The 22323-nt window shown below is 71.5% G+C and carries 20 protein-coding genes, 1 tRNA gene and 1 pseudogene; 9 read left to right on the plus strand and 13 right to left on the minus strand.

Annotated elements, in window-relative coordinates; all coding sequences use genetic code 11:
• Positions 1–18 precede the first annotated feature (18 nt).
• Positions 19–1923, minus strand: coding sequence for a metallophosphoesterase (locus D2L64_RS17225; RefSeq protein ID WP_119577789.1), 1905 nt, complete (start codon positions 1921–1923; stop codon positions 19–21).
• Positions 1924–2046: 123 nt separating this feature from the next.
• On the opposite strand from D2L64_RS17225, the gene D2L64_RS17230 reads away from it, so the two are divergent.
• Positions 2047–2123: transfer RNA gene (locus D2L64_RS17230), tRNA-Thr, on the plus strand.
• A gap of 589 nt (positions 2124–2712) precedes the next feature.
• On the opposite strand, the pseudogene D2L64_RS27940 reads toward D2L64_RS17230, so the two are convergent.
• Positions 2713–2826 (minus strand): annotated as a pseudogene (locus D2L64_RS27940) (IS5 family transposase); the annotation flags it as partial.
• Positions 2827–2914: 88 nt separating this feature from the next.
• Here D2L64_RS27940 and D2L64_RS17240 point away from each other — a divergent pair.
• Positions 2915–3289, plus strand: coding sequence for a hypothetical protein (locus D2L64_RS17240; protein WP_147376252.1), 375 nt, complete (start codon positions 2915–2917; stop codon positions 3287–3289).
• Between the two features lie 100 nt (positions 3290–3389).
• On the opposite strand, the gene D2L64_RS17245 is transcribed toward D2L64_RS17240, so the two are convergent.
• The gene (locus D2L64_RS17245) at positions 3390–3944 is read right to left on the minus strand and encodes a hypothetical protein (protein WP_147376253.1); all 555 of its coding nucleotides are present in this window, start codon (positions 3942–3944) and stop codon (positions 3390–3392) included.
• Between the two features lie 362 nt (positions 3945–4306).
• Positions 4307–4924: a pyridoxamine 5'-phosphate oxidase family protein gene (locus tag D2L64_RS17250; RefSeq protein ID WP_119577795.1), complete on the minus strand. Its 618-nt coding sequence runs from the start codon at positions 4922–4924 to the stop codon at positions 4307–4309.
• A 160-nt stretch (positions 4925–5084) separates the two neighbouring features.
• Between D2L64_RS17250 and D2L64_RS17255 the strand changes: the two genes are divergently transcribed.
• Genes D2L64_RS17255 through D2L64_RS17265 form a run of 3 tightly spaced genes read left to right on the plus strand, consistent with a single transcriptional unit; the run spans position 5085 to position 7222 of the window.
• On the plus strand, positions 5085–5588 hold the full coding sequence (locus tag D2L64_RS17255; RefSeq protein ID WP_119577797.1) for a DUF2231 domain-containing protein: 504 nt from the start codon (positions 5085–5087) through the stop codon (positions 5586–5588).
• Complete coding sequence (locus D2L64_RS17260) at positions 5585–6103, plus strand: Hsp20/alpha crystallin family protein (RefSeq protein ID WP_119577799.1); 519 nt, start codon at positions 5585–5587, stop codon at positions 6101–6103. The genes D2L64_RS17255 and D2L64_RS17260 overlap by 4 nt, the downstream gene beginning before the upstream one ends.
• Before the next feature lie 12 nt (positions 6104–6115).
• On the plus strand, positions 6116–7222 hold the full coding sequence (locus D2L64_RS17265; RefSeq protein WP_119577801.1) for a glycosyltransferase family 9 protein: 1107 nt from the start codon (positions 6116–6118) through the stop codon (positions 7220–7222).
• A gap of 24 nt (positions 7223–7246) precedes the next feature.
• On the opposite strand, the gene D2L64_RS17270 is transcribed toward D2L64_RS17265, so the two are convergent.
• Positions 7247–8119 carry a glycosyltransferase gene (locus tag D2L64_RS17270; protein WP_119577802.1) on the minus strand — a complete coding sequence of 291 codons (873 nt, stop codon included), beginning with the start codon at positions 8117–8119 and terminating at the stop codon, positions 7247–7249.
• Positions 8116–9993, minus strand: coding sequence for a D-glycero-beta-D-manno-heptose 1-phosphate adenylyltransferase (rfaE2, locus tag D2L64_RS17275; protein ID WP_233559002.1), 1878 nt, complete (start codon positions 9991–9993; stop codon positions 8116–8118). The genes D2L64_RS17270 and rfaE2 overlap by 4 nt, the downstream gene beginning before the upstream one ends.
• Before the next feature lie 274 nt (positions 9994–10267).
• On the opposite strand from rfaE2, the gene D2L64_RS17285 reads away from it, so the two are divergent.
• Positions 10268–11944, plus strand: coding sequence for an MDR family MFS transporter (locus D2L64_RS17285; protein WP_119577803.1), 1677 nt, complete (start codon positions 10268–10270; stop codon positions 11942–11944).
• Between the two features lie 15 nt (positions 11945–11959).
• Here the strand turns inward: D2L64_RS17285 and D2L64_RS17290 are convergent, their stop codons facing one another.
• From D2L64_RS17290 to ku, 6 genes are all read right to left on the minus strand, one after another.
• Complete coding sequence (locus tag D2L64_RS17290; RefSeq protein WP_119577804.1) at positions 11960–12451, minus strand: NUDIX domain-containing protein; 492 nt, start codon at positions 12449–12451, stop codon at positions 11960–11962.
• Positions 12452–12681: 230 nt separating this feature from the next.
• Complete coding sequence (locus D2L64_RS17295; RefSeq protein WP_119577806.1) at positions 12682–13692, minus strand: NADPH:quinone reductase; 1011 nt, start codon at positions 13690–13692, stop codon at positions 12682–12684.
• A gap of 41 nt (positions 13693–13733) precedes the next feature.
• Entirely contained in the window at positions 13734–14390 is a 657-nt protein-coding gene (locus tag D2L64_RS17300; RefSeq protein WP_119577808.1) for an HAD family hydrolase, read from the minus strand.
• Between the two features lie 95 nt (positions 14391–14485).
• Complete coding sequence (locus D2L64_RS17305; protein WP_199714594.1) at positions 14486–15370, minus strand: SCO6745 family protein; 885 nt, start codon at positions 15368–15370, stop codon at positions 14486–14488.
• A gap of 40 nt (positions 15371–15410) precedes the next feature.
• Positions 15411–16064, minus strand: a complete 654-nt coding sequence (locus D2L64_RS17310) for an FKBP-type peptidyl-prolyl cis-trans isomerase (RefSeq protein ID WP_119577810.1) — start codon at positions 16062–16064, stop codon at positions 15411–15413.
• A gap of 289 nt (positions 16065–16353) precedes the next feature.
• Complete coding sequence (gene ku / locus D2L64_RS17320; protein ID WP_119577814.1) at positions 16354–17364, minus strand: non-homologous end joining protein Ku; 1011 nt, start codon at positions 17362–17364, stop codon at positions 16354–16356.
• 87 nt (positions 17365–17451) lie between these two features.
• On the opposite strand from ku, the gene ligD (D2L64_RS17325) reads away from it, so the two are divergent.
• From ligD (D2L64_RS17325) to D2L64_RS17335, 3 genes are all read left to right on the plus strand, one after another.
• Positions 17452–18393 (plus strand): non-homologous end-joining DNA ligase, encoded by a 942-nt coding sequence (ligD, locus tag D2L64_RS17325; protein ID WP_119577816.1) that lies wholly within the window; start codon positions 17452–17454, stop codon positions 18391–18393.
• Positions 18383–19294 (plus strand): non-homologous end-joining DNA ligase, encoded by a 912-nt coding sequence (gene ligD / locus D2L64_RS17330; RefSeq protein WP_119577818.1) that lies wholly within the window; start codon positions 18383–18385, stop codon positions 19292–19294. Before ligD (D2L64_RS17325) ends, ligD (D2L64_RS17330) begins: the two co-directional genes overlap by 11 nt.
• A gap of 479 nt (positions 19295–19773) precedes the next feature.
• Positions 19774–20526 (plus strand): TIGR03089 family protein, encoded by a 753-nt coding sequence (locus D2L64_RS17335; RefSeq protein WP_119577820.1) that lies wholly within the window; start codon positions 19774–19776, stop codon positions 20524–20526.
• Between the two features lie 85 nt (positions 20527–20611).
• Here D2L64_RS17335 and D2L64_RS17340 read toward each other — a convergent pair whose 3' ends face one another.
• A complete protein-coding gene (locus D2L64_RS17340) occupies positions 20612–22291 on the minus strand; it encodes a DNA repair helicase XPB (protein ID WP_119577822.1) in 1680 nt (559 codons plus the stop codon).
• Positions 22292–22323 lie beyond the last annotated feature (32 nt).

Genomic DNA, 22323 nt, shown 5'->3' on the forward strand with positions numbered 1-22323 from the left:
GGGTGGGTGGAGTTGGTGTTAGCGGAGGGTGGTGGGGGGTTCGGCTAGGCGGGGATGTAGGGGGGTGGTGGGGGTCAGCCAGGAGGCTTCGGGGGACTGGTCGGGGTTGACCTGCCAGCGGCGGGCGACCCGGTCGACGACGATCGGATAGATGGTGAGGGTGCCGTCGGGGTCGATGCGCAGCCGGACGAAGCCCTTCGCGTCCTCGATGCCCTGGCCGGCAAAGAGTTCGTTCAGGTTCACCCCGAACGAGCCGGCGACCAGCAGGTAGGCGGCGACCAGTTGGCTGGCCACCAGGCCGATCACCGGCAGGTACACCGCTGCCGCGGCGACCGCCGGCAGCGGCCACGGCCAGTCGTGGAAGGGTAGCGCCAGCCAGGCCCAGGTGCCGGCCGCGGCCAGCCCGACGTGGGCCAGGCCGTGCCCGACGCCGAGGATCCAGTGTCGCGCATGTCGTTTGCCGTGGGTGCTGGGCGGTTTGGCGAACAGCGCCGCCGAGAGCACCGTGACCAGCACCATCATTACCAGCGGGACGCTGAACAGGCGCTGTTCGGCGGCCTCGACGCGGAAGTCGGTGACGCCGGCCATGGAGAGCATCAGCAGGGTGTGCAGGATGCCGAGCAGCGTGGTGAAGCCCGGGTTGCGGCGGGGCAACCGGCTGAAGATCCCCCAGCCGTAGCGGCGGGAGCGGCCCGCGTCGGGGTAGCGGCCCGCCAGGTCGTACGCGCGGGAGGGGCTGGACCGGCGGGCCAGGGTGTCCCGGGGCGGCACCTCGATGCGCTCGGGCAGCTTGTGCGTCGGGTACAGGTAGGCGCCACCGCCACCGGACGTGATCAGCTGGCGGCCGTCCGGCCCGGCGTACCGGGCGTAGTGGTGCAGGTCGCCGGAGACCAACACCCGGACCCGGGCCCCGGTGGGCGCGACGATGGTCCGGATGAAGTAGTCGATCGAGTCGTACGCCGAGGGTTCGTCGACGGCCTTCACCCAGGCCGGGGCCGGCACCGCCAGGATCACCCTGCTCTGCGGCCCGAGCCGCTTCGCCACGGTGTCGAAGTAGGTCAGTTGCGGGTCGTCGACGTACGAGCCGGACTGGTCGTCGAGGCCCAGCAGCCACCAGTCGGCGGGCAGTTCGGCGGCGAAGTACGAGCGGGACTGCCCGGTACGCCAGCCGCCGAAGTGCCGATCCCGGGTACGCACGAACAACCGCAGGAACGCGGTCAGCCCGTCGTACCAGTCGTGGTTGCCGGGCACCGCGAAGATCGTCGGCTGCTCCGCCGGGGTGGCCGGCAGCGCCGCCTGGTACGGCCCCTTGCAGCGGTCCTCGTACGCCTCGTAGGCCGCCGACGGGTAGACCTGGTCACCGCCCATCACCAGGGTCTGCGCCCGGGGCAGCCGGTGCCCGTCGACCGTCAGCTCCGGCTGGGCGAGCAGGTACGCGATCGAGTACGTGGCGTTGAAGCCGTCGCCCAGGTCGGCGACGTAGTCCAGCCAGAGCCCACCGTCCGGTCCGACCTGCCTGGCGACCTCGGCGTCGAGCGCCTTCTGCAACTCCCGCTTGTCGAGGTATGCGCCGAACAACACCGCCAGCAGCGTACGCAGACCCGTGCTGATCAGCAGGAACGGCGCGAGCCACGGCACCGGCTTGCGCGGCGTGAAGCCCAGTTCCAACGGATCGGTGCTACGCGGGCGCCGGGCCGCCCGCCCGCCGGCCGCCTCCTCCGCGTACGGGCCAAGCGGCGCCGCCCGCCCGGTGGCCGCCTCCGCACCCGGCCCGCTCGCCGGTGGGTCGTCCGGTTCCGAGGCGCCGGCCGGCGCCGGGCCGGGTGGGCCGATCGGCGGTGCCGCGTCGGGCTGTCGTGGCGCGGGTGTCTCGTCCGGCGGGCGGTCGACCGGATCGTCGCGGGAGAAGGGATCGTCGGTCATCAACCGCAGCGTAGTCCGCCGCCCGGGGCACACCGAACCGCGATGGGGCCGGTGCCCGGTTTGCCGACTCGGGGAATCCGGCTCCGCCCCGGGCGGGGGTGTGCCGTACACTTGGCGATCGTTGCCGCCTTAGCTCAGTCGGCTAGAGCGACGCACTCGTAATGCGTAGGTCGACGGTTCGATTCCGTCAGGCGGCTCCAGGGGAGGCCCTGACCAGCGGGTTCGCTGGTCAGGGCCTCATTTTCATCGATGCAGTTTTGAATCGCCCCCGAAACCCCCAGCAACGCCTTTCGGCGATCAGGTTCAGCGCACCTGCCAGCGGGGGTGCACGGTCTACCTGTCCCGGCGCTTGCCGCGATCTTGAGGCGCAGGGCCGGTGCTCTCCGGACCTGCCCCCGGCGCTATACCCCCGCAGCATCGCCACGGCTATCCCGCAGCACTTCACCGTGACCTTCCTGACCGCTGAACAAAGACGTCCAGGAAGTTCCGGTCCCGAAAAAAGAGGACCAGGACGCACCGCAGCCAGTCCATATCCGCCAGGTTCGAGCTGGTAGGGATCGTCAGGAGGCTTCAGACACCGGTTCCTCGCGTATACCTCTCCGTCTCGCTTGCCGGACCCGCCGCGCCATCTGGCAGGACTGGTCACGTCCCGGCGTTGTCGGGGCCGCTTGCCGCCCTCCCCGGCACCTCCCGGGTCAGGCTGCCCCCAACTGCGACAGGGTGGCGGTGGCGGTCTCTCACCTCCACTCGATCAATCCAGCCACCCCCACCCAGCGCCTCACGGCGCACTTGCTCGACCACCCACCGGCGCTTCACCGGCACGAACCCGGCGGCCGTGTCGGACCGCAGGACCTGCTCGACGTCGATACCGTTGGTCGCGCCGTGAATCTGCACGTCGTCTTTGTCGTGGTCGAATTGTCGACAGGCCGGCCGTGCGTCGTATCATTTCGCCCGGGAAAACGGTGGAGCGGGACCGTGCTAGCCTTGACTGGTGGATCATCTTGCTCACCGAATTGTCAAGGATCTCCGACGGAACGGTCTTGTGATCGATGATGTTGGCGAGGATTGGTTTGCATTTCGGGACGATGCAGATGCTGGCGAACCGGGGGCGTTTCTCTACCTGCCTGTTGACGATGTCGAGCGGTACCTGCAGGCGATGCGTCCGGAGGACGTGGCCGGGGTGTTCGGGCCTGAAGTCAGCCTCGCTGAGGCGCGGTATCGGTTGGCCTTGGTGCATGTAGAGGAAAACCTTCTTAGCCACCACAGCGGCATCCGTTACGTCGTTCTCGACGGCGAAGAGATTCGCATCTTCGACACCTCTGCTCCCGCTGACCCGCCGGCTGGCAACTACCAGTGGAATGCCTGAACTACACCACAGTTATGGCTGGTGTCGGCACCCCGGCCTGGGTGCCCCGAGATCCGACCCAGGGCACCCGCCTACTTTGGAGTAAACGGTCACGAACTGTTCAGCGGCACTGGGCGCTGGCCGGGAAAGCCGTGATGATGTTTTTGGAGACTGCGGCGATGGAGACGTTCGGGTACCGGTACGCCACGATGCGACCGGTCCGTTTGTCCACCAGATAGATTTCGCGCGAGAAGCAATATGTGTCGTTCGACTGCCGGTAGGTCACCCGGTCAGGATCTGAAAGTGCCACGGCAATGGCGAAGTCGGCAAGATCTCGCCAGTTGCTCCCTTCGATCCGAGCATCGTTTTCCCACTGGGAGAGGTGGTTCTTGACGATGTGGCGGTAGCCCCACTTTTCCGAGCCGCACTTGAGGTTGGAGGTGCCGGCCGGGAGGGAACCGGGTGGGCCGGACGTGGTCCGTGCGGCCTTTCGGCTGAACGCGCGGACGAGCTTGTGGTTGTCGGTCAAGATGCCGCACGCTGCCCAGATGGCGAAGGTCGACACGACGTCGTCCTCGACTGCCACAGCGCCGCCCGTTGATCTGCCGGACAGGCCGTCGAGATCGGTTACCCACACATAGGTGGAATCGCCGGTCAGATCCGAATAGTCAGGCAATGGCCCGGCGTCCTCGACTGCCTCGATGGCGTCTGGATCAGCATCGGGCGAAATGCCGACGAGAATCTTACCTGCAGGCTTCTCGATCAGCCCGGCGGCGAGCGCCGATGACGGCGTGATTCCGTCAGGCGGCTCTGCGCGAAGCCCAGGTCACCGACCTGGGCTTCGCCGTTTCCCGAGATCCGCGCAGCGGTGCCGCCCGCCAGCGGACCGCCCGCCACCCCGACCGGTGGTCGATCATCGGGGGCGGTTGGGTCATCAGCTTCTCCTCTGTGGATCGGTTGGTCGCCGCCCACTGCTGCCCGTTGCCGCCCGCACCGAAACGTCACCGTGTGACGATCCGATTGCCCCCGGGTACGGGCTCAGGTGTAGAGCTTGCGGGCGTACTCCGGGCCGTAGTGGCGTTCCAACTCGTCGAGGGTCTCCGCCGGTGCCTCCACCTCCTTGATCAGCCGGGCCCGGCTGGGCAGTGGATCCGCCGGCCAGGTCTGCGGCTGCCAGAGTTTCGAGCGCAGAAACGCCTTGGCGCAGTGGTAGAAGATCTGCTCGACCTCGACCAGTACGGCGAGTACCGGGCGGTGCCCCTGCACCACCAACTCGTCGAACCAGGGGGCGTCGCGCAGCAACCGGGCCCGGCCGTTGATCCGCAGGGTGTCCGTCCGGCCGGGGATCATGAAGAGCAGCCCGACGTGCGGGTTGGTCAGGATGTTGTGGTAACCGTCGGCCCGCCGGTTGCCGGGGCGTTCCGGGATGACGATGGTCCGGTCGTCGAGCACCAGGGCGAAGCCGGGTGGGTCGCCCTTGGGCGAGACATCGCAGGTGCCGTCCGCCCCGGCGGTGGCCACCAGACAGAACGGCGATTCGGCCAACCACTGTCGGTCACGCTCGTGCAGCCGGGTGCGTTCCTTGTCGACGGCCCGTGGCGCCGGGCTGCCGAGTAGTGCGCGCAACTCGGCCGCCGATGAGATCTCCGCCGTCACTGCGTACCTCCCCGTGGCGTTGACCGTGGTGACGGCACCCGGGCGGGAGACCGCCACCAGTCAGGGTAGTCGTACCGGGCGTGAGGTTTGTGCCCCGATGACCGGGGTACCGCCCACCAGCGCCGGCAAGCGCGCGTGACGTGACCAGTGGAGGCCGGAGATGGAGAGTCGACTCAAGGTGCTGGGTCACCCCGTCCATCCGATGCTGGTGATGTTCCCGGTCGCCCTGCTGGTGACGGCCGTGCTGTTCGACGTCGTCGACACCCTCGGCGGCCCGGACTTCCTCGGCGAGGTGGCGTACTGGAACCTCACCGTCGGCCTGATCGGCGGCCTGCTGGCCGCCGCGGCCGGAGTGTTCGACCTGCTGGCCATCCCGACCGGCACGCGGGCCAAGCGGGTGGCGCTCACCCACGCCGCCGCGAACGTCGCGGTGATCCTGCTCTTCGCCGCCGTCTGGGTGGTACGCCTCAACGCCGACTCGCGTGCCGCGGGTGGCGCGCTGATCGCCATCGAGGTGGTGGCAGTGGCCATCCTCGGCGTCAGCGCCTGGCTCGGCGGCGAACTCGTCGACCGGCTCGGTGTCGGGGTGGACCGCGACGCGGACCTCGACGCGCCGAGTTCGCTACGCGCATCGGGCCGCGAGCGGATGGGAGACCTGCGATGACCGGACCGGGACGTGGTTGGCGGGGCGGCCAGCAGGGCTGGGATCCGCTGGGCGAGTTGCAGTCGCTGCGCAGCGAACTGAGTCGGCTGGTCGGCGGCCGCCCGGGGCCACCCGAGGTGGAGCTGGGGGAGACCGGCGACGGCTGGGAGGTGGTCGTCCGGCTGCCCGGGGTGGCGCCCGAGGAGGTCGCGGTGGAACTGGAGGACCGCGAGCTGTGCGTACGCGCCCGGACCGAGGCCGAGGTCAACGCCGATCACGGCATCGCCGGTGGGTTCGAGACGCGCGGCTTCGAGTACCGGGTGCAACTGCCCGCACGGGCGGACCCGGACGCCATCGACGCGGTGATGGATCACGGGCTGCTCCGGGTGCGGCTGCCGCGAGCCGGTCGCCCCGCGCCCCGCACCATCACGGTCGGCCGCACCGGGCCGCACCACACCGCTCCCTCCACCGTCGACCCGGCCGCCGACCGGGAACTCCACCAACCGGACGTCGCCGTCGGCGAGTCCGGCCGGTAGCGGCTGCCCGCCGTGGTCGCTCCGGCCGTGATCACACCGGCCGCCGGGCTGGTGCCCGAGGTGGCCCGGATCGCCGTGCTGCGCGCCAACGCGCTCGGCGACTTCATCTTCGTACTGCCGGCGCTGGAGGCGCTGCGGTCCGCGTACCCGCAGGCGGAGATCGTGCTGCTCGGCGCGCCGTGGCACGCACAGCTGTGGCGCGATCGCCCGGGCCCGGTGGACCGGGTGCTGGTGGTGCCGCCGGCGCCGGGGATCCGCACGGCGACCCCCGGCGAACCCGAGTCCAGCATGGTCGGGTTCCTGGCCGATGCCCGCGCCGAACGGTTCGACCTGGCGCTGCAACTGCACGGTGGCGGTGCGAACTCCAACCCGCTGGTCGCCGCGCTCGGTGCCCGGGTCACCGCCGGCCTACGCGCCGAGGACGCTCCGCCGCTGGACCGGTGGCTGCGTTACGTCTACTACCAACCCGAGGTGATCCGTTACCTGGAGGCGGTGGCGTTGGTCGGCGCGTCGGCGTCCACCATCACCCCGACGCTGGCGGTCACCGAGACGGACCGGGCCGAGGCGGCGGCGGTGCTCGGCGAGCCGGCCCGACCGCGCGTGGCGCTGCACCCGGGCGCCACCGACACCCGTCGCCGGTGGCCCGCCGAACGCTTCGCCGAGGTGGCCCGCACGCTGCACGCTGACGGGTACGAGGTGCTGGTCACCGGCACCCCCGCCGAGCAGGACGTGGTGGACCGGGTGGTCGCCGCGGCCGGCGTGCCGGTCCGGCCGCAGGTCGGTACGCTGCGCCTGGGCGGGCTGGCCGGCTGCTACGCCGGCTGCCAGCTGGTGATCTCCAACGACACCGGCCCGCTGCACCTCGCCGCCGCCGTGGGCGCGCCGACGGTCGGCATCTACTGGGTCGGCAACCTGATCACCACGGCCACCCCGCTACGCCACCGGCACCGGCCGATCACCTCCTGGACGGTGCACTGCCCGGTCTGCGGAGTGGACTGCACCCCGGGGATCTATCCGCACCGGCCCGGCGACGGCGAATGCCCACACCGGGACTCGTTCGTCACCGACGTACCGGTGGCCGAGGTCATCGAAGCGGCCCGGGAACTGCTGTTCCGGTAACGAAGGGCCCCTGTGGGCGTCGGATCAGGTGTCGGCGTCGGCGTCGGCGAGGACGACCTCCCACGCCTCCACGTCGCGTTCGGTGACGGTGGTGGGCGACTCCAGGTGGTACGCCCCGCTGGGCAGGACACCGGCGCCACCGTGGCGCGCCAGCACGGAGAGTTGGGCGGCGACGTCCTCGCCCTGGTGCCGCTCCTGCACCCGGCGCCAGAAGTCGAAGCCGCCGGAGTCGACCAGCTTGGCCCGGTCGTACAGCACGCAGCCACCGACCCAGGAGACCTGGTACGCCCGCCAGCTGCCCGCCGGCAACGCCAGCGCCTCGGTGACGTGCAGCAGGTTCGCCGCCGAGTGGATCTGCGCCCGGTCCCACTCCGGGGTGCCGGGGCGGATCCGTTCCGGTACGGGTCGTCCGGTCCACTCCCGGTAGTGCCGGTGCGTCTGCGGGCGTACGTCGTGCAGGTAGGACAGCCCGTGCACCGCGTTGCCGACGAAACCGCAGCCCAGCTCCTCGATCGCGGTGACCAGTCGACGCAACGTACCCGGCTCCAGCCAGACGTCGTCGTCGAGGCAGAGCACGTACCGGGCGGCGGACGTGGCGAGCAGGGCGGCGCGGTGTTCGGCCAGCCCTCGGCGGGGCAGCCGACGGGTCAACAGCACCGGGTGGCCGCGGTGACGCAACGCCCGGACCATGGTGGCCGCCGCCGGATGGGTGTACCCGGGTTCGCCGTCGGACTGGTCGCTGACCACCACGCCGAACCCCGGCACCCCCTCCTGGGCGGCGAGCCCGGAGAGGGTGACGGCCAGTTCGGCGGGTCGGTCGCGGGTCGGGATCAGCACGTCGAGCGGTCGGTCGGCGCGGAAGTCCGCAGGCGTGCCGGCGTCGAGCGGTCGGTTCACGGCGCCTTGCCGGTCAACGGTGGCGTGCTTTCCGCGACGGTCGTCTCGACGGTCTCCGGTACGCCGTCCTGACCGTACGCCCGGATCCGGTCGATGATCGCGGAGGTGGACCGGTCCGGTACGTAGCCCAGGGTGCGTACCTGCCCGCCCAGCCGCTGCACCAGCGGTGCCTCCGGCACCAGCTCGGGTGGGTAGTCGCCACCCTTGACGTAGACATCCGGCCGGATCGCCTCGATCAGCGCGGTCGGTGAATCTTCCTCGAAGACCACCACGTGGTCCACGCAGGACAGCGCGGCGAGCAGGGCGGTGCGATCCTCGACCGGGTTGACCGGCCGGTCCGGCCCCTTGAGCCGGCGTACGCTGCCGTCGGAGTTGACCGCCACCACCAGCAGGTCGCCGAGGGCGCGGGCCTGCTCCAGGTACCGCACGTGGCCCCGGTGCAGCACGTCGAAGCAGCCGTTGGTGAAGACGACCGAACGTCCGGCGCGGCGGTGCTCGGCGACGAGTGCGCTCAGCCTCTCGGTGTCGATCAGCGCCGGACCACCCTCGCCGCCCGGGGCCGGCCGGCCGAGCGCGGCCAGCAGATCCTCCCGGCGGCACACACAGGTGCCGGTGCCGGCGACGGTGCTGGTCGCGGCGAGCTGCGCCAACTGGGCCGCGGTCGACAGCGGCGCGTCGGCGGCCAGCGCGAGTGTCATGGCCGCCAGGTACGCGTCACCGGCGCCGACGGCGTGGCTGGCCGGAACGGGCGTGCTGTGGCTGCGACTGGGCTGCCCGTCGGCGCCACCGACCACCGCGCCGTCGGTGTCCAGGGTCACCGCGACCACGTCCGCGCCGGTGTGTGCGCGCAGCTCGGCCAGCCGGGCCTCGGCCAGGACCGCCCGGTCCACGCCGGCTCCGGCGTCGGTGTTCACGGTCACGCCGGTGCCGGTCACGCTGAGCCCGTCGTGGGTCATCGCCACCCGGCCCTCGCCCGGGGTGGGCTCCCCGGTCGGCCCGTCGGTACGCCGCAGTGCGGCACCACCCGGCGCGGTCCCCACGGTGAGTTCGGACGGACCGTCGGCCGGATCTACCTCCGGATGTTCCAGGTGCAGTTCCCGCACCGTGCCGCCGAGGATCCCGCCGTCCAGGGGCGCGTCGCCGCGGGGCATGCCCGGCAGCGTCCCGCCGTCGGTGAGTGCGGCGGTCCCGGCGCGGGCGAGCAGCCGGCTCGCCTCGGCGAAGCTCGGGGTCACCACGGTTGGTCCGAGTCCGCGCCAGTCGGCGAGGTCGTGCGCGTCCAAGGCGACGGTGGCGTACCGGTCCCGGTTGGCGACCAGCCAGGCGCGAACCCGGGCGGGCAGGGCACCCAGGCCGTAGTCGCAGACCACCAGGGTCGGTGCCGCACCACCGGCGGCGGCCTGCAACTCCCTCGTCGCGCAGTCCAGGGCGGTGAGCAGCCGGTCCACGCCCTCGTCGCCCAGCGGGTCGTCGGGGTCGCCGGAGTCCTCCCGCAGCAGGATCTGGTCGTCGGCGAGCATCCGGCGCTTCACCGGGGTGGGCCGACCGGGCTGGCTGACGGTACGGTCCCAGACGCCGGCCCGGTCCAGACAGTCGTGCAACTCGTCGCCCGCGACGTCGGCGCCGACCGGTGCCACCAGCACCGACCGGCCGCCCAGGGCGGCGATGTTGACCGCGGTGTTCGCCGCACCGCCCGCCGCCGAGATGCGTCGGCGCAGGGTGAGGACCGGCGCCGGAGCCTCCCGGCACAGCCGGTCCGAGTCGGCGAACCGCCACTCGTCGAGCATGGCGTCCCCGATCACCAGAACCGGACGCCCGAGCCAGCTCTGCACGACGTCGGTGAGCCGGAGCTGTTCCGATGCTGCTCGTGCCATGCCGGCGGATCCCCGGGGCCGGCGGGGTCAAACCTGGTGGAGGCGAGCGCCGCGGACGCGGACCCCGACAACGGGCTGGTCAGCAGCCGTAGGCCGGACGGCCTGCCGGCGTTCTGCGACAAGATCGTCGAAGAGTTCGCCGAGGGCCGGCACTGAGCGCACCCGTTGGCCGTCGCGGTCGAGCAGGGCCCCTTCCGGTACGCCAGGCGTACCGGAAGGGGCCTTTCCTCGCATCCGGACGGCATGTTTCCGGTGGTCCGGGAATGTAGGCGCAATGACCACGGATGCCCCTTCGGCGCCGGTGCTGAACAAGCGGCAGCTCCGGCTGCTGATGTTCGGCCTGATGACCGGCATGCTGCTGGCCGCCCTCGACCAGACGATCGTCGGGACCGCGCTGCCGACCATCGTCGGTGAACTCGGCGGCATCAGCCACTACTCGTGGGTGGTGACGGCGTACCTGCTGGCGTCCACCGCCTCGACGCCGCTCTACGGCAAGATGGCCGACCTGTACGGGCGCCGGCCGGTCTTCCTCTTCTCCATCGGGACGTTCCTGCTCGGCTCGCTGCTGGCCGGGCTCTCCCAGGACATGACCCAGCTGATCATCACCCGTGGGGTGCAGGGGCTCGGTGCGGGCGGCCTGATCACCTTGGCCTTCACCATCATCTCGGACGTGGTCTCGCCCCGGGAGCGCGGCCGATACCAGGGCGTCTTCGGCGCGGTGTTCGGCATCTCCTCGGTCGCCGGACCGCTGGTCGGCGGGTACTTCGCGGAGACCAACTGGCGTTGGATCTTCTACATCAACGTGCCGCTGGCGGTCCTCGCCATCCTGGTCTGCTCACGGGTGATGCGGCTGGTGCCGTTCACCCGCCGGGAGCACTCGATCGACTGGCTCGGCGCCATGCTGCTGGTCGCCGGGGTGAGCAGCCTGCTGCTGGCGCTGAGCTGGGGCGGCGAGACCTATCCCTGGGGCTCCGGTGTGATCATCGGCCTGTTCGCCGCCGGGGCGGTGCTCGCGGTGCTCTTCGTGCTCCAGGAGTCCCGGGTCGCCGAGCCGATCCTGCCGTTGCGGCTGTTCCGCAGCGCCACCTTCGCCCTGGCCAACGCCGCCGGGTTCGTGCTCGGCCTGGTGATGTTCGGGTCGATCATCTTCATCCCGCTCTACCTGCAGATCGTCAAGGGTGCCTCGCCGACCCGCAGCGGTCTGCTGATGCTGCCGATGATGGCCGGCATCATCGTCACCTCGGTGCTCACCGGACGGGCGATGAGCCGGATCGGCCGGTACAAGTGGTTCCCGGTGGCCGGGGCGGCGACCCTGCTGGTCGGCATGCTGCTCTTCACCCGGTTGCAGGTGGACTCGTCGCTCTGGGTGGCGTTCGGTTTCATGGTGGTGATCGGCGTGGGGCTGGGGCTGTGCATGCAGTCGCTGGTCCTGGCCGTGCAGAACGCCGTCACCATGCGCGACCTGGGCGCCGGCACCTCCGCGGCGACCTTCTTCCGCTCGCTCGGCGGCTCCTTCGGGGTGGCCATCCTCGGCGCGGTGCTCTCCGCCCGGCTCAGCGCCGAGCTGGCCGACCGACTGCCCGGTGCGATCGCCCAGCTGACACCCGAGGAACGGGCGGGCACCGGAGCCTCCGGTGGCGCGGGCGTCGCGATCAACGATCCGGCGACCATCCTGGCGCTGCCCGCCCCGGTACGCGCCGCCGTCCAGATGGCGTTCGTGGAGTCGCTGCACCTGGTGTTCCTGACCACCGGGCTGATCGCGATCGTGGCGCTGCTGGTCACCCTGGCGTTGCCGAACGAGAAGCTGCGGGGCGCCGGGCCGCAGGGCGCGACCGGCGGCACCGACGGGCTCGGCGGGAAGGGGCCCGCCCCGGGCGGCAAGCCACTGGCCGACGAGTCGAAGCCGGAGGCGGCCGCCGAGATGGAGGCCAAGTCGCAGACCATGCTGTGACCGGCGGCCCGCCGGTCACTTCAGGATCAGGCGGTTGGTCTGTTCGAAGACGTCCAGGTCGGCGAGGGTTTCCAGGACACCGGACGAGAGTGGTTGGGGCAGCGCCTCGCGGTGGAAGAAGCCGGCGTCGATGGTCTCGTCGGTGACCCGGGCCAGGTGCCCGTCCCACTCCTCCACCCGGAAGGCGGTGGTGAAGACCTGGTACGTGTGGCCGTACATGTTGGTGTGGGTGCGGTCCGGTCCGGTGTAGAGGGCGAAGGCGCTCACCCGCAGGGCGCGCAGGCCGGTCTCCTCGCGTACCTCGCGTACCGCGCAGTCGGCGATCGACTCGCCCAGCTCCATGGCCCCGGCCGGCATCGCCCACTGGCCGTTGTCCGAGCGGCGGATCAACAGGATCCGTGCCGAGTTGTCACGGACCACGGCTCGCGCACCGACGAACATCAGCGTCCGGTCGCCGGCCAGCGCGCGCAGCTGTCCGACGTACGAATCAGCCCAGGAAATGCTCACCCGGACAAATCTACGGGTCGGCGGCCCGGATGTGCGGGAACCGGCCCCGCCGTAACGTTTTCCGGCGCATCATCGCCGTTAGGGATAGCGGGCTCGCGTAGACCTCTCTCCCGGTGGGCGGCCCCGGCGTTCGCACCGCGCCGGGGCCGCCCTTTTTTGCGGGGGTTACCCGCATTGCCAGTATTGCGAAACTTGTTCGCCTCTGTCCCGTCGTTGGGGAAATCCCGGCGTCATTCGCTGGCGCTGACCAGCACCTTGCCCACCACCGAGTCCTCCACCGCCTGATGCGCGGCGGCCGTCGCCGCCAGCGGGTAGTGGTGCAGCGGCAGGCCGGCCTCCTCACCAACCCGGATCCCGCCCTGGCCGGCCGCCGCCGCGACGTCCACCACCGCCTGTGCCTTGGCCGCCTTCGGCAGCGTGTACACCAGCACGAACTGCCAGCGCGCGTTCGGCGCCAGCAGCGGCCCGATCGGCAACGTCACCTCGTCGCCGCCGTTGTCGGCGTACACGCAGACCACCCCGCCGGGATGCAACAGCCGTACGTCGGTGGCGGCGTTGCGGGCCGGTGCGACCTCGACGATCCCGTGCACCCCGTCGGGCGCGACCTTGCGGACCTCCTCGACCACGTCCTGTTCCCGGTAGTTGATCACGACGGAGGCCCCGGCCGCCGCGGCCAGCTGCGCCTTCTCCGCGCTGCTCACCGTCGCGATGACGCAGGCGTCGGCCCACGCCGCGAGCTGGATCGCCGCGTTGCCCACCGCGCCGGCCCCGCCCTGCACCAGCACCGTGTGATCGCTCAACGCGCCCGGACGCAGGCTGTCCGGCAGATACTCCCCGGCGGTCAGGCAACGGTGCGCGGTCAGGAACGGGATGCCGAGGCTCGCGCCCAACTCGAACGAGGCGTCACCGAGGCGTACCGCCTGGCGGACCGGCACCACCGTGTACTCGGCGGCGGTGCCCCACGGCCGCTGCCAGGCCGCCTCCCAGAGCCACACCCGCTCACCGATCAGCTCCCGGTCGACCCCCTCGCCGACCGCCTCCACCACCCCGGCGCCGTCCTGGCCGGGCGTCTGCCAGCCGGCCGGCAGCACGCCCCGGCGGCGGGCCTTCCAGTCCGTCGGGTTCACGCCGGAGAGCGCGATCCGCACCAGCACCTCGCCCCGCCCCGGCTCCGGCACCGGCCGGTCGACCAGCTGAAGCACGCCGGGATCACCGCTGCGTTCGTACACGATGGTCTTCATGCCACCGACCGTAGGCGGGGCGACCGTCGGGCGGTGGTGGTTCAGATCAGCCGGTCGACGACCTCCGGGGTCAGCTCCTCGATCGAGCCCAACACCGTCGCGGTCAGCCGCCGCGCATCCGGATCCAGCGGGTACGACCCGTGCGGCACCGCCACCACGGCCATTCCCGCGGCCGCCGCCGAGCGCACCCCGTTGGAGGAGTCCTCCACCGCCACGCAACGGCCCGGATCCACCCCGAGGTGTCGCGCCACGGTCAGGTAGACGTCCGGTGCCGGCTTGCCGCGCTCGGTCTCCTCGGTCGACAACGTGGTACGGAACGCGTCGGTCAGGTCCGTCGCGGCCAGCGCCGCCGCGATCAGCCGGGTCGGCGACGAACTGGCCAACCCCAGCGGCCACCGCGCCGCCAACCGGCGCACCACCTGGTCCGCCCCGTCGATCACCGGCACCCGGGCCGCGTACCGTCGGGACATCTCCTCGACCACCTCGGCGGCGACCTGCTCGGGGCTGCGTCGTACGCCCAACTCGCCACTGAGGTACCGGGCCCACTCGCCGGTGCTCATCCCCATCAGCCGGCGCTGGGTGTCGGGCTGCCAGCTGCCGCCGTGCGTCGCCACGTACGCCCGGCGCACCTCCTCCCAGACCGGCTCGGAGTCCACGATCACGCCGTCCAGGTCGAATACCACCGCGTCCACCGTCACGCCCCCATCCTCCCGCACTCGCCGCCCGGCGCAGCCCCAGGTGATCAAGAAGTTCTGGTCGGGAAGGGACGCCTGCCCGGACCAGAACTTCTTGATCAGCTCTGCGGGGTGGGGAGGCCGATCGGGTTCTCCGCGGGGATGACGCGGTGGGCGGCGTGCGCGACGGGAGTGAGCAGGGTGTGCAGCCGGCGCCGGGACTCGGGGGCGAGGGCCTGCCAGGGGCGGGCGGCGGCGTTGTCGGTCGTCTCCTCGATCGCCCGGAAGGCCGCTCGGCCGTGTTCGGTAGGGGTTCCGGGCGACTCGGCAGCGGGCAGGTGAGGGCGGGTGGTGAGCCAGCCACGGGCGGCCAGCCGGTCGCGGGCCCGCGTCCACTCCTGCTCCGACCAGCCCCGGCCGAGGAGATTCTGCGCCGGCATGCCGCTCGCGACCCGCCAGGCCAGCGTCTCCACCGGGTCGAGATCGGCGGCGACCAGCGCCGCCACGTGCCCGTCGCCGCGATGCTCGCGCAACGTGGTCGCGGACTGCCAGAGCCGGGCGAGTGGATAGTCGCCGCGCGGCAGGGCGGCGTTGGCCGCGCCGAGCACCCTGCCGTAGGCGACGCCGACCGCCCCCGCGGCGGCCTCGATCAGTTCCGCGGCCTCCGCCAGGTGTCGCTCGGGCAGCTCGTACGTCAGCTCGGCGAGCCCCTGCACCGCACCGGTCAGCCGGGCCCGCAACGCCTGCTCGGGACCGGCCAACTGCCAGACCGCGGGCAGCGCCCGGCTCACCATGTGCGGGGCGAAGGTGAAGAAGGCGGCGAGTACCGGTGCGGGGCCGACCGGCCCGAGCGGTGCGGCCCGGCCCGCGAAGTAGCCCCGCCAGTACCCGCGCAGCCCGGCCGCCTCGTACGCGGCTCGGGCGCGCGGGTGGAAGTAGGTGACGGCGTGTACCGGCTCGTAGCAGGTCCAGAACAGCCGGGCGACCTGCCCGGGGTCGTCCAGCGCCGGCACCCGTACCTCCAGCTTCGCTATGGACCTCAGGTCACTGGGCGGCGAGGATGTCGACCACGAAGCGCAGCGGGCCGCCCGGGCGGCCACCGGCGCCGTCGCCGTACGCCTGCTCCGCCGGGATGTCGAGCTGCACCCGGCTGCCCACGGTCACCCCGACCAGACCCTTGTCCCAGCCCTCGATGACCTGGCCGACCCCGATCGGGAAGCTGGCCGGCTGGCCCCGCTCCCACGAGGAGTCGAACTCCTCGCCGCTCTCGTAGAACACGCCCACGTAGTTGGTGGTGATCTCCTGGCCGGCCGTGACCTCCGGACCGGTGCCCTCGATCAGCTCGGTGACGGTGAGCTTGGCCAGCTCGCCGTCGCCCTTGGTCACGGTCGGCTTGCTGCCCAGGGCCGGGTCGGCGCCCTCCGGCAGTTGCGGCGCGGGCGGCGCACCCGGCGCGTCCTGGGGCGCACCCTGCGTCGGGGTGGCCGACGGCGCGCTGGCCAGGTCGTCGCTGGGGCCGTCGCTCCGCTGACCGACGATCACGAACACGGTGATCAGCACCCCGGCCACGGCGACGGCGGCGAGCGCGCCGGCCCAGGCCTGCCGGCGGCGTTTGGCCTCGGCCGCCTTCTGCTCGGCCAACTGTTCGGCCAGTCGCCGTCGTGCCTTGCTCTCCTGCCCGCCCGCGTGCTCGCTCACGTCCTCGACTCCCTGCGCAGAGGTGGATGCGTCCGGCCACGGACGCCGTCGCCGACACACGGTACCTGGTGACCGACCGAGTGCCGACGGTCGATCGTGACCGATGGGAATCCTGGGAACACCGAGACAGGTGCGGGGCCCGGGAAACGCACCGGGCCCCGCGGACGGAACGGATGGATCACCAGGACGTCGGCTTGCCCTTCTGGAACAACCACACGTCGAAGAAGGTTCGGTGAAGAACTCCCGGTGGCCGGCCAGGTGGCTCCCGCCAGCGGGCCGCCGGTCGGCGTCAGGCGGTCTTGCGCGGCGCCTTCTTCTCGGCGGCCTTCTTGGTGGCGGCCTTCTTCTCCGCCACCTTGGGGGTCGGCTTCTTCGTACCCGTCGTCTTCTTGGCGGCCTCGGCCTTCTTCGGCGCGGCCTTCTTCGCGGCCTTCTTCGCCGGGGCCTTGGCCGCCTTCTGCTGCGCCGAACGCGCCGAGGTGATCGGGGTCGGTTCGCCGGCCCCACCACCCGACGTCTCGCCCCGGGCCGCTCGCGCCCGTTCCACGGACGCCTTCAGCGCCGCCATCAGGTCCACGGCGGCAGCCGGCGCCTCCTCCACCTCCTCCGGCTGGACCACCTCACGGCCCTCCACCTTGGCGTCGATGACCTCCTGCAGGGCCGCCCGGTAGTCGTCGGTGAACTCGTCCGGGTGGAAGTCGCCGGCCATCGAGTCGATCAGGGAGGTGGCCATCGCCAGTTCCGGCGGCCGGACCTTCAGATCCTCGTCGAGGAAGCCGAAGTCCGGTTTACGGATCTCGTCGGGCCAGAGCATCGTGTTCAACAGCAGTACGCCCTCGCGGACCCGCAGCGTGGCCAGCTGCTCCCGCTGCCGCAACGCCACCTTGACGATCGCCACCCGCTCCGAGTCGGTCAGCGCGTCCCGCAGCAGCAGGTACGGCTTGGTCGCGGTGCCCTCCGGTTCGAGGAAGTACGCCTTGTTGTACAGGATCGGGTCGACCTGCTCGGCCGGCACGAACTCCAGCACGTCGATCGCGTGCGAGGTGCTCAACGGCAGGTCGCTGAAGTCGGAGTCGGTGAGGATGACCATCTCCCCGCCACCGATGTCGTAGCCCTTGGCGATGTCGTCGTAGCTGACCTCCTCGCCGCAGACCTGGCAGGTGCGCTTGTACCGGATCCGTCCGCCGTCGGACCGGTGCACCTGGTGGAACCGGATGTCCTTCTCCTCGGTCGCCGAGTACAGCTTCACCCCGATCGAGACCAGACCGAACGACACGGCTCCCTTCCAGATCGCCCGCATCCCCCACACTCCCTTCCCCGGTATCGACCATGCTCGCACCGAAGCGAACCGGGCGCGAGGTGTTCGGCCTGGTACTACAGTCGGGTCGTGCCCGGCGCGCCGCTCAAGCCGATGCTCGCGACGACCGGGCAACTCCCGGCCGGCGCCGGCTGGGCGTACGAGTTCAAGTGGGACGGCGTACGCGCCCTGGCCGACATCGGGGCCGGGCGTCAACACCTCTACGCCCGCTCCGGCGTCGAGATCACCACCGCCTATCCGGAGCTGATCCCGCTCGCCGAGCAGGTCGACGACGCGCTCCTGGACGGCGAGGTGGTGCTCTTCGACCAGGCCGGTCGCCCGTCGTTCACCGCCCTGGCCGAGCGGATGCACGTGCGGGACCCGGCGAAGGCGGCCCGGCTGGCGGCGACCGTCCCGGTCACGTACATGATCTTCGACCTGCTCCGGCTGCGCGGCGAGGACCTGACCGGGTGGCCGTACGCCCGACGCCGGGAAGCCCTCGACGAGCTGGGCCTGGGCGCGGCGCGGTGGGCGGTGCCGCCGGTCTTCGCCGACGGCGCGGCCACCTTCCAGGCTGCCGGTGAGCACGGCCTGGAAGGGGTGATGGCCAAGCGGGTCGACTCGACCTACCGCCCCGGGCTGCGCTCGCCGGACTGGGTGAAGGTCAAGCTGGAGGTGACCGGCGACTTCGTGGTCGGCGGCTGGCGGCCCGGTGCGCGGAAGATCGGCGGCCTGCTGGTCGGGGTGCCCGGTGCCGGCGGGCTACTGACCTACCGGGGCCGGGTCGGCGGTGGCATCGGCGCGGCCCTGGAACGGGAACTGCTGCGCGAGCTGGAACCGCTGCGGACGTCGGGGTCACCCTTCGCCGCCGGGGTGCCCCGGGAGGATGCCCGGGGCGCGATCTGGGTAACGCCTCAGGTGGTGGTGGAGGTGAAGTACGGCCAGCGCACCCCCGACGGGCGGCTGCGGTTCCCCCGGATCCTGCGACTGCGGCCCGACAAACCGGCCGAGGAGGTCGACGATGCAAGCTGACCGGCTCCGGGTCGAGGTCGAGGGGCGCACCCTGGAGCTGTCCAACCTGGACAAGGTGCTCTATCCGGGCGCCGGCTTCACCAAGGGCGAGGTGATCGACTACTACACCCGGATCGCGCCGGTGCTGCTGCCGCACCTGGCCGACCGGGCGCTGACCCGGATCCGCTACCCGAACGGAGTGGACGGCAACTCGTTCTTCGAGAAGAACGCCCCGGCCGCCACCCCGTCCTGGGTACACACCGAGAACCTGCCCGTCCCCGGGTCGAGCAAGGGCCGGGAGACCATCGACTACGTGGTCGCCGACGACCTGCCCACCCTCGTCTGGCTGGCCAACCTGGCCGCGCTGGAACTGCACACGCCGCAGTGGAAGATCGGCGAGCACCCGGACCTGATGGTGATCGACCTGGACCCGGGCGCACCGGCGACGCTGGAGCAGTGCTGCCAGGTGGCGCTGCTGCTGCGCGAGCGGCTGGCCGCCGACGGTGTCGACGCCTATCCGAAGACCTCCGGCAAGAAGGGCATGCAGCTCTGCTGCCCGATCTCCGGTAGACAGGACTCCGACTTCGTCTCCGGCTACGCCCGGCGGATCGCCCAGGAGCTGGAATACCAGCATCCGAAGCTGATCGTGTCGCGGATGGCGAAGAACCTGCGGCCCGGGAAGATCTTCATCGACTGGAGCCAGAACAACGCGGCGAAGACCACGGTGGCGCCGTACTCGTTGCGTGCCCAACGCGTACCGTCCGTCTCCGCCCCGCTGACCTGGGACGAGGTCGCCGACGGCGCCGCCGGCCGGAGACCGTCGGCACGGCCGTACACCGCCGGTGAGGTGCTGAGCCGGGTCGAGGAGCACAGCGACCTGCTCGCCCCCCTGCTCGACCCCGGCCCCGAGCTGCCGGGTTGAGCTACTCGGTCGGCTCTTCCTCCGCTCCGGGGCCGGTGGTCCGGTGGGCCGGTCCGGTGGTCCGGCCGGTGGGCCGTCCGGTGGTCCGGCCGGTGGGCCGGTGGGTTGGCCGGTGGGTCGGTGGGTTGGCCGGTGGGTTGGCCGGTGGTCCGGTGGGTTGGCGGGGCGGGTGGTCCGGAGGGTCTGGTGGGTGTCGGGCCTGTCGAGCTGACGGCGTCAACGGATCAGAGTGATCCACCACGGATCCCGCGTGAGAGCACAGACGGTTCAGCTCGACAGGGCCCACCGTGCGGACCACCGGGTGCGGACCACCGGGTGTGGACCGCCGACGCACGGACCGGGCTGTCCGATCGGCCTCCGTCGAGCCGGCGGATCTCGGAACCTACGGCAGCCCGCGACGGGCGGACACCGTGTCGACCACCGGAGTGAGCAGCGGGTCGAACTCGACAGGTCTGGGTGACAGGAGTAGGACGTACGGTATGTCTGCTGCGCTGCCCGTGCTGTCCGCCGTCGGCCTCGCCGAGCGGGACCAGCCGCTGATCACCTATCTCGACCACCGCACCGGGCACCGCCACCGGCTGACCGCCGCCGAACTGGGCGAGTGGTCGGCGCGGGTGGCCGGCCTGCTGCGCGACGGGTGCGGGCTGACGCCGGGCAGCCGGGTGGCCGTGCTGCTGCCGCCGCACTGGCGTACCGCCGCCGTGCTCTTGGGGGCCTGGGCGGTGGGGCTGGAGGTCTCGTTCCGGCCACGCGCCACCGCCGGGCTGCCGGTGCTGGAGCCCGGCGGCGACCGACCGTACGACGCGGTCCTGGTCACCCCGGAACGGCTCGACGACTGGCTGGAGGACGTACCCGACGGGTTGCACCGCTACCTCGTCGGCACCGGGCCGGAGCCGCTGGTGGACGTGCCGGCCGGCTGGCTCGACTGGTCGGTGGAGGTGCTGCGGCACGGTGCCGCCCCGGCCGACCGCCCGGTCCTGCACGCCACCGCCCCGGCAAGCCCGGACGGCACCACCTACGACGAGTGGGGTCGGGTGGCGCGGGCCGTCGCCGACCAGCTCGACCTGCGGGTCGGTGACCGGCTGCTGGTCGACGTCGCCGCGCACGACCAGCCGTTGAAGTGGCTGCTGGCCCCGCTGTCGGCCGGCGCCACGGTGGTGCTCTGCGCCGACCTCGACCCCGCCGACCGGGACACCGTGGCCGCCGCCGAGCAGGTCACCCGAATCCTCTGACCGCACCGCTCCGTTACGACGTGATGGCGGTATCCGAGCCGGCAGGAAGCCACCATCGCGCCGTAACGGAGTTGATCAAGGGGGGTCAGTCGAAGGAGGGCAGGGTGGGGCCGAGGACGTCGTCGGCGTCGACGATGGTGTACGCGTACCCCTGCTCGGCGAGGAAACGCTGGCGGTGGGCGGCGTACTCGGTGTCGATGGTGTCCCGGGAGACCACCGTGTAGAAGTGCGCCTGCCGGCCGTCGGCCTTCGGGCGGAGCACCCGGCCCAGCCGTTGCGCCTCCTCCTGCCGGGAGCCGAAGGTGCCGGACACCTGGATCGCCACCGCCGCTTCGGGCAGGTCGATGGAGAAGTTGCCGACCTTGGAGATCACCAGCGTGCGGATCTCACCGGAGCGGAACGCGTCGAAGAGCCGTTCCCGTTCCTTGTTCGTGGTCGAGCCCTGCACGATCGGGGCGTTCAGGTACTCACCGAGCTGGTGCAACTGGTCGATGTACGCGCCGATCACCAGCGTCTGTTCGTTCGGGTGCCGGTCGACCAGGGCGCGAATCACCGGCAGCTTGGTGCGGGCGGTGGCCGCCATCCGGTAACGCTCCTCGGCCTCCGCCGTCGCGTACGACATCCGCTCGGCGTCGGTCAGGGTGACCCGGACCTCGGTGCACTGGGCCGGGGCGATCCAGCCCTGCGACTCGATGTCCTTCCACGGTGCGTCGTACCGCTTCGGGCCGATCAGGCTGAACACGTCGCCCTCCCGGCCGTCCTCGCGGACCAGGGTGGCGGTCAGCCCGAGCCGGCGGCGGGCCTGGAGGTCCGCCGTGAAGCGGAAGATCGGTGCGGGCAGCAGGTGCACCTCGTCGTAGACGACCAGGCCCCAGTCGCGGGCGCCGAACAGGTCCAGGTGAGTGAACGCGCCGCCGCGCCGCGAGGTGAGCACCTGGTACGTGGCGATGGTGACCGGCCGGATCTCCTTGCGCTCGCCTGAGTACTCGCCGATCTCCTCCTCGGTCAGCGAGGTGCGGGCGATCAGCTCGCGCTTCCACTGCCGACCGGCGACCGTGTTGGTGACCAGGATCAGCGTGGTGGCCTTCGCCTCGGCCATCGCCGCCGCGCCTACCAGGGTCTTACCGGCGCCGCAGGGCAGCACCACCACACCCGAGCCGCCGGCCCAGAACGCCTCGACGGCCTCCCGCTGGTACGACCGCAGCGTCCACGGCTTGCCGCCGTCCCTGCCGGCCTGCGCCAGCTCGATCGGGTGCGCCTCGCCGTCGACGTAGCCGGCCAGATCCTCCGCCGGCCAGCCGAGCTTCAGCAACGCCTGCTTGAGCCGCCCCCGCTCCGACGGGTGCACCGCGATGGTGTCGTCGTCGAGCTTCGCGCCGAGCATCCCGGCGAGTTTCTTGCTCTTCGCCACCTCGACGAGCACCACCCGGTCCAGGGCGCGCAGCACCAGGCCGTTCGCCGGGTCGTTGGCGAGTTGCAGCCGGCCGTACCGGTCCATGGTCTCGGCCACGTCCACCAGCAGGGCGTGCGGCACCGGGTACCGGGAGTACTTGATCAGCGCGTCGACCACCCCCTCCGCGTCGTGACCGGCGGCGCGGGCGTTCCACAGACCGAGCGGGGTCAACCGGTAGGTGTGCACGTGCTCGGGCGAGCGCTCCAACTCGGCGAAGGGTGCGATGGCCATCCGGCAGGCCTGCGCGTCGGGGTGGTCGATCTCCAACAGCAGCGTCTTGTCCGACTGCACGATCAGGGGTCCACCAGTCACGCCGAACCTCCTCCTCCGTACGGTTGATCCGG

Origin of the sequence: Micromonospora radicis (assembly GCF_003583405.1) — a bacterium.
GTDB lineage: Bacteria > Actinomycetota > Actinomycetes > Mycobacteriales > Micromonosporaceae > Micromonospora > Micromonospora radicis.